Consider the following 11,768-nt stretch of genomic DNA (forward strand, 5'->3'; position numbering starts at 1 on the left):
TCAACGTTCGATAAACCAAAGACAGAAAGATTGGTGCGACAGAAAGATTCTCTGATCGCCATCGGTGCGTTTATATTCTCCAGTAGATCCAGACTCAAAAGCGATCCGACGCATCGCATTGCATCGGAAATCAGGTTCCATCTGACCGAACGCTCAATAGAATTTTTTCTCCATCGCTCACCTCTTAATCATAATCTTACTCGTAATCTTAATCTCGACCGAGCAATCCCCCGCCTCGCTCACGGGCAACCGTAGAAGATTAAGATCAAGAAGGGTGCGTCCGGCGGATGCGTTGCCGGTCTTATCTAGCGGTGCGGCGCGAGCCGCCCGGTCGTAGCGAGTAAAACCGAGGATCCAAACCGGACGGCCCGCGCCGTTCCGCTACTAAAGTCGATCGCAACGGGCGGTCTCTCTTGCACTGCACATCCCTTCCTGCAGCCAACGTTCGATTAGACGGAGACAGAAAAATTGGTGCGACAGAAAAATTGGTGCGACAGAAAAATTGGTGCGACAGAAAAATTCTCTGATCGCCACGAGAGCTTTTTCATTTTCCTGTCATCTATTTTCCTGTAAATCTCGACCGCGCAATCCCCCGCCTCGCTCGCGGGCAACCGTAGGCGATTAAGACTAGGAAGGGTGCGTCCGGCGAAGCGTTACCGGTTCTATCTAGCGGTGCGGCGCGAGCCGCCCGGTCGCAGCGAACAAAACCGAGGATTCCAACCGGACGGCCCGCGCCGCTTCGCTACTAAAGTCGATCGCAACGGGCGGTCTCTCTGACGCTGCACACCTCTTCCGATAACCGGCGTTCGATTAGACGAAGACAGAAAGATTGGTGCGACAGAAAAATTCTCTGATCGAAACGATAGCTTTTTCATTTTCCTGTCATCTATTTTCCTGTAAATCCCGATCTTCAAGCAATCCAACGCATCGTGTTGCATCGAGCACCAGATTCCCACCGACCAAAGACTCGACGGAAACCAAACCGCTGACACCTCATCTCTTAATCCTAATCTTACTCGTAATCTTAATCTCGACCGAGCAATCCCACTTCTCGCTCGCGAAAAACCGAAGAAGATTAAGATTAGGATTAAGATTAAGAAGGGTGCATCCGGCGGATGCGCTGCCGGTCTTATCTAGCGGTGCTTCGCGAGCCGCCCGGTCGCAGCGAGTAAATCTGAGTACTCCAACCGGACGGCCCGCGCCGCTTCGCTACTAAAGTCGATCGCAACGGGCGGTCTCTCTGACGCTGCACATCTCTTCCTGCGGCCGGCGTTCGATTAGATGAAGACAGAAAAATTGGTGCGACAGAAAAATTCTCTGATCGCCACGGGGGCTTTTTCATTTTCCAGCCTCCCCTGAATGCTTTGCAAGCGGCAGTATCGCGTGGACGATTACTCGATCTGACAAACGATCCGCTGATAACGAACGAGCGGCGGTGTTCCGCTGTCCGTGACCTCAACGATGATGTGAACCTCTTTCCCTGATTCGTTGGGGACAATGAAGGAGGCGTTGCGCGCCGAGTCGCCGTTTTTGATGCGGACGGTCGCCTCTGCCGAATCCGCTTCGCAATACTGCCACCAGCGAACCGTTAATTCGTCGCCGTCAGGATCCGTCGCGGTTGCATCGAGCTGTACCACTTCGCCCGGCTTCACATTGCGATTCAATTTGCCATTCACTTTGACAACAGGGTGGTGATTAGCTTCATTGAACTCCTTCACGCACCAATCGGCTCGTGCGGCAAAGTCATTCTGCAGGGCGTCGATCCACCGCCATTGCGGTTTGAGGTAGGAAACCAAGGCTTCGTCACCGGAGATTTCTTTCTTCAATCGCTGGCGTCCCCACGCCGATCCTGTGTACCAGCGACCTACAGGATACTCGTAGCCAGACTCTGAGACGGGATCGAGCCACGTGTTTTCGCGGACTCTGACAAAACGACCTCCCCAACCGCCCCAGCCCGGGGACTCGTCGCTGCGAAGACCGTTTGGAATGTTGTAGAAGAATGCCGGCGAGTCGCCTTCCGATCGGAAATCGCCTTCGCGAAACCCTTTGTCCTCGTTCGTATGCGCCTTGTACAGCGAACACAACGGACCGTGGCCTTCCAATAGATTGACCTTCATCCATTCGGCGGCAAGATAGCTCTGCTGCTCTTCTGGAACGTACTTCTTCCAGTGGTAAAACAACGCAATGAACTGATCGGAAATGATGGTCTGGATGCCGTACTTTCCCCAGTGCGGACGGATGTACCTTTGGTAAGTCTCATCCTGCTCCCAGATGAAATAGAAGCGGATCTTCTTCGCGACCTCCGCCATTCGATCGGGATGCTGCTGCTCGATCGTCTTTAGCGCCCGCGCGATTGTGTTCGTTCCGCCCCAAGCCTGGATCCAAACGGGGCGTTCGTCCGCCGCATCCAACAAGACCTCAACGATCCGCTGGGAACCAGCCGTGACCTCGTCCATCTCTCCTTCCGCCTTTACGTTTCCAAGCAACGTTCGGGACTGCAGGAACTCAGCCGTGGGATAACGCGGGTCGTGCTTCACCAGGTTCGGATAGACTTTGGCATACGCCGCCAAATAGGGCTGCGCCCAGTCGTCTCCGGCCCAATTGTGCCCGTGAGCATGATACTGCGAACTCGATGTGATGATTCCCTCGATATCGAACTCGTTCGCGTACAGCAGGAAGCGAACCATCGAACATTCGTCGTCGATCTCGCCATCGCTCGTGATAATCACGCGTGGCTTCTCCGAAGCCATCAGCGAATCGTCTTGCCCTAGTACCATCGTGGCTACGAGCAACAGCAGTAGCGTTACGCCCAAGACGGGATGCGGATTACTGTCCATGCGACTGCTCCAACGAATTGATGTTGTTTTCCGGTCTGGTGTAGTCCACGAACTCGGTCGGATCGGTTCCGTTGAGATATTCTTCGACGTTGGTGTACCCATCGGCGTCGTTGTCGGACGCGTTGTCATCGGCCTCGTTCGCATCCAATCCGTATTTCTTTTCCCATTCGTCAGGCATCCCATCCCCGTCCGAATCCTGTGGCGCCGCCGCCGACTGCAGACTCGGCCAGCCGCCAACGTCCTGCTGTGTCGTGATGATTCCGTTTTTGCCGTACATCGCGACGCCCTTGCGGACCTCTTCGCTGATACGGGCATCGATCGAATCACGTCTGGGCAATGAGCAGCCTGCGTGTTCAAGGACCGCCAAATAAGCATCCTGCGGCGATTGCTGATGAATAGGCATTGCCTTCCACGGCGTCGCCAACGTTTTGAACGTCTTGCCTTCCACACCCAACGCGTTGTCATGGGTCACTTCGGGAGAACCATCGACATAGTTATCGGCCACGTGCCAACTGCCGTAGTCGTCATCGCCTCGGGACGAAGGACTTGCAATACAGTCCTTCACGTCGCCACGCGTAGCGGGCCCCGGTTTGTAGTAGTTGGCGACCATGTTGATCGCAGAGAACTCGATCGCTGGTTTTCGCCGATCGCCTTTTTGACGTGCCTCGCCACCGTAACAACTTTGATACCCCCAGTTGAACAGCACGTTGTTTCGGTAATCGTTGTAGCCACAACCCGATGCCCAGCGAGGATTACGGCTGTCGTTGTGGGCAAACAGGTTGTGATGGTAAGTGCCGTACTGGTTGCCCCAGATACCGCCAAAACGATGCGACCCGTCTTCCTTGGCGCAAGCTTCGGTGATCATGCACCACTGAATCGTGACGTTTTCGTTGTGGTACAGCGAGAACACCTCATCGCTACTCCAGCTGGCCGATACATGGTCCACCATAATATTTTTGTGGTACCTTCCCCCTAACGCGTCCCCATCGTGATCCGTCCTTACTCGTAGATAGCGGATCACGACGTCATTAGCATCGATGGCGAGATTGCCTTTGATCGTGATGCCATCGCCAGGTGCCGACTGGCCCGCAATCGTGATGAAATCGTTTTTGATTTTGACGTCGCCGTCGATGGTGCCCGCCACTTTGAAGACGACGACCCTTGGCCCCTTGGCATCACACGCCGCCTGCAAGCTGCCCGCACCACGGGCGTTAAGATTAGTCACCGCAATCACCTGGCCGCCTCGGCCGCCAGGAGTCACCGAACCGTAACCCTCGGCGCCCGGAAACGCAGCCACCTTGGCGGGTTTGACTTCGTCGGCCGTCGCTTTGGAAAGCAGCAGCCCCAGCGGTCCGCCGAGAGTCAGCAGTGCGATCAAGAGCGTGAGCAGCTTCATGTCATTTCCTTTGTGTAATGTGCTTCGCGACTTCGGCCGGTCGCACCTTGGCGTTGGCGGGGCATCGCCCCTAACTTGGATTAAGAATATCCGTGGCCACACCGCAATTCTCCCTGATATTTCGGCAGTACTCACGGTATTCTAAGGTGATGAAGCAATTCGATATCAAACGCCCCGAGTTCTCGCCCTACGGTTTCACCTGTGAATCGTGGACGCCGACTCGCATGACGCGACCCGACCGGCACAACGAGATCGAATTGAACCTAATGATGGCCGGTTCGCTGACTTACCTGCTGGGCGGCCAGCGGACAACGATCGAAACAGGCCGACTCGGAATGTTTTGGGCTGCGATTCCCCATCAAATTGTCGAGTTCCAAGGGGATGCTCCTTACTTTGTCGTGACGTTGCCGCTTGGCGAATTTTTACGTGCAGGACTGAACCCAACGCTGGTGCAGCGAATCTTGCAGGGAGAACTACTCACGGACATGGCTCAGGTTGGATCGGATGAACGGATGTTTCGGCGATGGGAACAGGACCTGCAAAGCAATGAACCGGTGCTGGAGCGAGCCGCTCAATTGGAAGTGCAAGCAAGACTGCTGCGATTCGCACGCGGCATGACCACGACCGCCGTAACGTCCTCAGCGATGGTGTTGTCACGTGCTGACAAGCTGGCCTGTTACATCGCCCAGAATTATCAACTCCCTCTGACGTCCCAGTCGATTGCAGATGCCGTCGGCCTGCACCCCAACTACGCCATGGATCTGTTTCGGCGGACGTTTGGAACAACGATCACCGCATTCGTCGTCCAGCATCGTATTTCACACGCGCAGCGTCTCCTTGTTACCACTCACGATGCGATCCTCAACATCGCACTCGCATCCGGTTTCCAAAGTCTCAGCCGCTTCAACGAAGCATTCAAATCCACTTGCCGGTGCTCACCGCGAGACTACCGCAAAGCCCACCAACCCGCCGACGCAAGCCAACCGTCGCCCACGCGATGAACCGCACTTTACACCGAGCGAGATGTCCAAAGAGGTCCTGCGTTTGGATGTAATGGGAATAGCACGACCGTCGCGGACGGATGATGCGCTGGCCACCCCCAAGCATTGCTCTACAGTCGCAAGCGAATGTTACCTGGGCTGATGCGCCGGTGCGTCTGGATCAGCGGGCGATTGGCGAGGCCAAAGCGTCGAAATGATCAGACCGGTGAAAGCGGCAATTGACAGCCAACGGACTGCCCCGGCTTCAAAAACGATCGTCGCAGACACAATGATCGCCGCCGTGAACCAGAAAACGGCGTGGTCGACTGCCGGCCATCGCCGCTTGCGAGTTGTCATTGCAATCGAATAGCCCATCCAGACGGCGGCGAAGAGGAAATTGACATAGACACCCCATCCGGCGCGGATCCCGGTGACCCGCTCGGACTCGTCGGCGGTCGCCTCGATCGCTGCAGCGTGACTCCAGCTGTACGCCAGTCCGTAGCTGGCCAGAATATGAAGCACGATCATCAAGCTTCCCAGTAGCCAAGCGTAACCGTAAACGGTATCCCGCATCCCGCCGGAATCTTGCACGCCGCGGCCTCGAGCAAAGCTACCAACAAACCAGCCGACAAGCGCGAGCCAGACTGGCACGCAAATAAAGAAGTCGCGGATCATGGCAAGCCAATGAATCGAGCCAGGTTATAAAAATGCCCCGCAGCGGTTACCGCGAGATATCGGCGTCCAATTCACAGGAGAGGCACCGCGAAATCAATTCTTACGGTCACACTCATCCAGGCTACAGGTCGGACGCACGTTTACACAACCGATTCCGCGGTCTTGGAGCTGAAAACGGCAAGGAAAACTCGCGGGGTTTTCTTAGGCAGGACTCGGGTTTACCAAGAGGTTGTAACTTGTGCGGTGCCGGCGTCCGGTAATGCTGCCGCTGAGAACATGAATAGGGAATCTACGCCTCTTTTCAAAACACGAAAAAGAGCCCGCGTACCTTTTCTTCTCGCATACTGGGCACTGCCATTTTATCGACCGCTACTGACGTGTGTTCATCTGAGAATCCAATTTCTTTGCGCCGATATTCACCTACTGATCTCCCCCGAGATTGTGTAAAAAGGAAAAATGGATCTTGGTTCCGCATGCTAAAGTGCCGTCGATTGCAATCCGATGCACGAACATACTCAAGCGAAGCAGATGTTACACCTTAATGAATCGATTCTATCGATTATCATCGCCGAGCTACCAAACTCATTCGATTCTCACCAGTTAATTCAAGCAATCATGACGATTTATCCCCAGGAGTATGTCCGGCAGCTTTATGAAAACGTAGCTGCAATTGATCCGATTCGAACCACACATGCCAAAATTGAGCGAAGAATCCACCTAATTCCGAGTGTTGCGGCCGCACCGCAGCGAGTCGAAAGCGAAAATGTACGAGGTCCTGAAACAAGAAATCAACAGTGGCAAAAGCTCCCCATAACTTTACCACCCAACGTATCTCAGCAGACTGGCGCACCGTAATTGAGTTGAAATCCGACCACACTTGGAATTGTGAGTGTTCTATTTCCAAAGGAGACGATCCAATTTTATCAGACAAAGCAAGCCTTCGACTGCCCTTTGGTGCTGACCGCTTAGCCCATTTGCAAAAACGTGCAACGCGCCACGGTCACACAGACTGAAGCGAGTTTGGCAGTGAACTGTGAGGCGGAGACTTACTCAACGAATTGAGTTTAACGCGTGCCAACTTGCGTCGGACTGTAAAAGTAGTCCGTTTTGTGTCGAACGCAATTCCCCAGTTACAACCGTTTGTTCAAGCAATTACCCCGAATTGCCCCCTGTCATTTTCTTTTATCCAAATATTGTTTGCTATAGGTGGGCGTTATTCAGGCGCAACTTGCAGAACCAATAGAGACATCAACGACGTCCAAACGATTGCCCCTTTCCAAAGCGTGAATACAACATCTCTATCGAAGCAAACTATATCGTCATGCGTTTATGACTGTCGCTCCATTTACAACAACGATAAAGTAAAACTCCAGCAGAGGCTTCGCTGCCGATTAATCCTAATTACTCAATGAACGTTCCAGCTCTTTTGACTGCCGAAGAAATGTCTGAAATCCCTGAAATCCTGAGTTTATTCAAAGAGCAACTCGACAACCAAGTCAATGCGATAGTGACACAGCAGGAGTTTGATAATGATGGATACGGATTCGCATATTGGTATTTCCGCCATATAGGCGGAATGACAGACATCGAATCGAAAGAACAGATCTGCGACGGAGGGGGGGACCTAGGGATTGATGCGATTGAAATTGATAGTGAAGAGGTTCTCTTTTATCAATTCAAGAATCCACGTTCGATCAACAAGTCAGTTGCTACAGGCGAAGTAGACAAGATGATTTCTGGCCTACAGCTAATTCTCGCTCGAGACCATAGTGCAATCGCAAATCCCGAACTATTGGCTAGGCTGCAGGAAATCTACGGTTTTACGCCTGCTGGCTACCGGATTGTTATTTGCGCTTCCAGCATGGCCGAACTGCCGCCGGACTCGGTCACCAAACTCCAGTCCTTCTGCACAGAGAAAAGTGGACCAGCAAAGGACCTTTTTCGTTGGCAATTCAGCAATCTGACAGACATCCATAGCAAGTTTTACAACGTTAATCTCCCCACACTAGATGCGACCCTAGATATCCCGCTTGAAAGACTGCCGTATATGACACGCATTGGCGATCACGAAACTTACTTGTTTGATCTCAGTGGGCAGTTCTTGGCGGACCTATACGAAAAACACGGGGAAGCAATTCTACAGCAAAATGTTCGAATGTTCGAAGGCGATCGAGGGACGAACATGGCGATTGCATCGACCGCCGCGAGCCCTGAGCAGTCAAAAGACTTCTTTCACTATAACAATGGTGTGTCAATAATCTGTGATTCCGCTATTCATAAACCCTTCAATAACGCTCTCAGTCTAGAGAGACCCCAAATCGTCAACGGGGGACAGACAATTCGTATCCTGCACCGATGCTCGGTGGACGGAACCCTCCAACGAAACGTACATGCTGCAATTCGAGTGATTACGACGGGCAAGGACAAGGAGTTCGCTTCCAACGTTGCCGTAAATTTGAACAATCAAACTCGCGTTGACAACACTTTTTTAAGGTCAAATGATCCTCGAATTGTACAGTTGTTTCACTCCCTATCGACGTTAGGATACTTCCTTGAACGAAGAGCGGGCGAGATCGATGCCATGCTTCAGTCCGAAATTCGAGAACTCGAACAAAAGTTCGGCAGTCCACTCTCAAACAAGGTTATCCCGTTCAAAGATGGAATGCAGGCATATGTAGCAACATTTTTCGAAGACCCTCAACTTGCCAAAAAGGATCCGAGCAAAATATTCACAGACGATGGTGGTAGCTTTTCCAAAGTGCTCCAATCTGACCTGACTGCTGAGAAGTTTCGCGATGCATACGAGCTAAGTAAATTAGTTGCGAATCAAGTAGACCGCTTTAAAAAAATTAAGCGTAAGCGCTACGCATCGGAAGACGATAGGCGTCAAGCATATGCGACGGGAATCGGTACTTTTTTAGAGCCGGTGTTTTCCGAACTCGATTCAGCTATTCCACAGATGACGATCTTCGGGATGGCCGTTCTTTACCACAGGGCAATGCTTTCGGACAGCAAAGAACCTCTGCGGATGCTAATCGCCGAAGTGTCGAACAATCCAAGCTTGATCTGGAAAGCTTTCATTGAGCTAATCGAAGCCAAGCGTTCTCTTGGCATCGAGAAAAGCTGGCCAACGATTCTCAAGTCCGGATCATTCTTTCGCGATGCATTGGCTTCCATAAAAAATACTTGGGCAGTGACTGGCGCAGACTAATTTGATGTTCCAAACACTGTGCAACTTAAGATCAGTTGTCGCAGCACATTGCGCAAATCATCGTGCAAGGATAGGATTATCAAGTTCGCGATACAAAAAGTTCGACATCAAATTAAGAAAAGGTTCCAGGACTCAAATCCGGGGCGATCGTTGTGGCAGTCCGGCATGAGCCGACGGATCTGATTCAAACGTCTGCCTCTTTGCAACCGGATGAGGTCCGACAATGCTAGACTGACGATGGAAATGATGTTGAGAAGTCGCCGCTGGCGATTGGTGTGTCATGCATCGGGGAAACCCGATTTGCCGATCTTTTAATTCGTGCTGCAAACCTTGTGTGCTGGCGGGAGGTTTAGCAACCTCCACTACAGTATTGCGGTGTCGGCCTCCGGCCTGGGGTGGGTTCGATATTGATTTAGCCGTCTCGTTGAGAGGCTCTGGGGGTAGTCAGCGTGGCTCGAAAGTCTTGAGTGACGACTCGCCATGCGGACGGTGTCAACGACGTTGAGACGCTTTTTCTCAGTTGCGGATACCGCACCAGCAATACAAGGCTGCAACTTCTATTGCAGAGACAAAAAGATAGAGTCCGCGCACCTTTCCTTCTTCCGTACTATTGGCGGATCGTTTCAAGGTCGCTTCGCTCTGGTGCAGTCGTTGATTGACTCATCAAAGAGGCCTGACCCATTTTCCCGCTCCATACGATTGGCGGATCGTTTCAAGGTCGCTTCGCTCTGGTGCAGTCGTTGATTAACTCATCAAAGAGACCTGACCCATTTGCCCGCTCTCATTTGCCCGCTCACTCGGATTGCGTCGAAGATTCACGCGACTGTGCAAGCGCCAAAAGCCCCCAGCGTTCATCCGCTTTACCCGTCCAAAACTCAAGCTGATCTCGCCATGGGATCTCTTTCATTGCGAAATCCAGCAACCTTTTGGACGGAACATCAAATTCAAGGAATTGCTCGTTCGCTGTCTTGATAAAACGGCAGCAGAAACTGTACGGCTTGTCTCGAAGTTTAACTCTTAGCAAAGGCAAGCGCCAGTAGCCTTCGCTGGGCAAACTATTCAAGATTTCGTCTTCAGAAAATTCCTTGTGATAAACTCCTTGGAAGGCAAAGTTCCAAGATCGCCGTACATCATGCATCCGAGAAGCGTTGGATGCGAATTGCTTAGGCGTCAGGCCGAACGCTATGGTTTCGGATTCAAACTCAAAATCCGGAGAAAGCGATTCAATCAAAGCATGAATTTGACGGAGTGTTTCCGTGGCGTTGGACACTCTGGACTGCGGTACGAACATTGATACCGAATCTATCCCGCCCCCTTTGATGCATCGAAGTCTCGCATCTTCAATGCCTTGAAGCCAGTGCAAGTCAAACTTCCCCTGACTGTCGACCTCCAGACCTTTTAGGCAGCGGATGTTGTCGCGAACGCTGCTCCAGAACGCGAGTCGAGATGACTCAAGTCCACCAACCGATTCAGAAGGAATTCTCAGCTCAAGGTCAAACGGTGGCCGTGGGTAGTTGTGGACAAACAAGTTGATCCCAAAGCTATTTTTGGAATCCCTGGAAGCCTTTGTCGGCGTGAGCTGGAAGAGACGTCGGCACCAATACCCATTTTCAGGCCCCGTTGGCGTTAGCCCGATTGCGGCTTTGGAGGTTTCCAAATCACGCCAAGTTTGGCTGATGGTAATGCGATCCCTTCGGTCCTCCGATGACATGAAACGACACCACTGACTGATGCAATCCAACGAAACAAGACGACAGTCTTGGAAATAAAAATTGAAGCCATTAATCGATTGTCGAGAGGCGTCGGACGTCGGAAAAAAAACAGACGCAATGGCTTCTTTGCCAAAGTCTTCTTGCAACTGTCGTGAGGCTTCCGACGGCATGCGTGAATCGTCGAGTGGCACTCTTGCATAGCACAAAGTCATTCGATGCTCCTCAAGCACTTAAACGAGGCTCGTCCGGTGGAAGCGTGTGCAGCAGGTTTTGCAGACATTGCTCCAGCGTCCAAAGATCAATGGTTACGGCGAATAACAGGTGTTCCAACGGATTTCCCGTGAGAAACGGAGTCGAGCTCGGCCGAGGTGCAACTTGACACGAGATGTCCCGGTCAATGCTGCGGCCGGTCCCCGACGGCCTCGCGTTTGTCAGGGACTTTTTCCTAAAAGCTCATTCGACACGGAGGCCAACATGTCAATGCGACCAAGCCCTTACACCATGACCTGAAAGCCTCTTTACCTACTTGCAATCCGATGACGCCGGAGATTCGAGCGACTGCGTGAGAGCCAATAATCCCCAGCGTTCGTCGGCTTCACCGGTCCAAAACTCGAGCTGATCTCGCCACGGAATCTCTTTCATTGCACGATCCAGCAGCTTTTTGGAAGGTGCATCAAATTCGAGGAATTGCTCGTCCGCCGTCTTGATGAAACTGATGCGCACGTCGTGCGGGTTACCCCTGAGTTTAACTTCGAGTAACGGCAATCGCCAGTAACCTTCACTGGGAAGACTATTCCTGATTTCGTCCTCCGAAAAGTCTTCCCGATAAAATCCGCAGAAACCAAAATCGCAAGATCGAAACGATTCATACATCCGAGATGAGTCGCGTTCAAATTCGCTTGGCGTTCGGTAGAAAGACACGTCCTCGGAGGCGAACTCAAACTCCGCAGACAAAGA

8 protein-coding genes are annotated in these 11,768 nt (G+C 52.2%); 3 read left to right on the plus strand and 5 right to left on the minus strand.

The annotated features are described in order from the left end of the window. Positions 1–1,391: 1,391 nt before the first annotated feature. Entirely contained in the window at positions 1,392–2,837 is a 1,446-nt protein-coding gene (locus ABX962_RS18160) for a nucleoside hydrolase-like domain-containing protein (protein ID WP_372721451.1), read from the minus strand. Then, positions 2,827–4,233: a polysaccharide lyase family 1 protein gene (locus ABX962_RS18165; protein WP_372721452.1), complete on the minus strand. Its 1,407-nt coding sequence runs from the start codon at positions 4,231–4,233 to the stop codon at positions 2,827–2,829. The genes ABX962_RS18160 and ABX962_RS18165 overlap by 11 nt, the downstream gene beginning before the upstream one ends. Before the next feature lie 149 nt (positions 4,234–4,382). Between ABX962_RS18165 and ABX962_RS18170 the strand changes: the two genes are divergently transcribed. Further along, positions 4,383–5,234, plus strand: a complete 852-nt coding sequence (locus ABX962_RS18170; protein WP_372721453.1) for a helix-turn-helix domain-containing protein — start codon at positions 4,383–4,385, stop codon at positions 5,232–5,234. A 129-nt stretch (positions 5,235–5,363) separates the two neighbouring features. Here ABX962_RS18170 and ABX962_RS18175 read toward each other — a convergent pair whose 3' ends face one another. Beyond that, complete coding sequence (locus tag ABX962_RS18175) at positions 5,364–5,888, minus strand: hypothetical protein (protein ID WP_372721454.1); 525 nt, start codon at positions 5,886–5,888, stop codon at positions 5,364–5,366. 501 nt (positions 5,889–6,389) lie between these two features. Between ABX962_RS18175 and ABX962_RS18180 the strand changes: the two genes are divergently transcribed. Both ABX962_RS18180 and ABX962_RS18185 read left to right on the plus strand, forming a co-directional pair. Beyond that, on the plus strand, positions 6,390–6,743 hold the full coding sequence (locus ABX962_RS18180) for a hypothetical protein (protein ID WP_372721455.1): 354 nt from the start codon (positions 6,390–6,392) through the stop codon (positions 6,741–6,743). Positions 6,744–7,296: 553 nt separating this feature from the next. Next, the gene (locus ABX962_RS18185; RefSeq protein ID WP_372721456.1) at positions 7,297–9,099 is read left to right on the plus strand and encodes an AIPR family protein; all 1,803 of its coding nucleotides are present in this window, start codon (positions 7,297–7,299) and stop codon (positions 9,097–9,099) included. Between the two features lie 793 nt (positions 9,100–9,892). Here the strand turns inward: ABX962_RS18185 and ABX962_RS18190 are convergent. Both ABX962_RS18190 and ABX962_RS18195 read right to left on the minus strand, forming a co-directional pair. Further along, complete coding sequence (locus ABX962_RS18190; RefSeq protein ID WP_372721457.1) at positions 9,893–10,957, minus strand: hypothetical protein; 1,065 nt, start codon at positions 10,955–10,957, stop codon at positions 9,893–9,895. Between the two features lie 376 nt (positions 10,958–11,333). After that, positions 11,334–11,768, minus strand: a 435-nt coding sequence (locus ABX962_RS18195) for a hypothetical protein (protein ID WP_372721458.1), incomplete at its 5' end; no start/stop codon positions are given.

The sequence above is a fragment of the Novipirellula sp. genome (assembly GCF_041583735.1).
Lineage (GTDB): Bacteria > Planctomycetota > Planctomycetia > Pirellulales > Pirellulaceae > Novipirellula.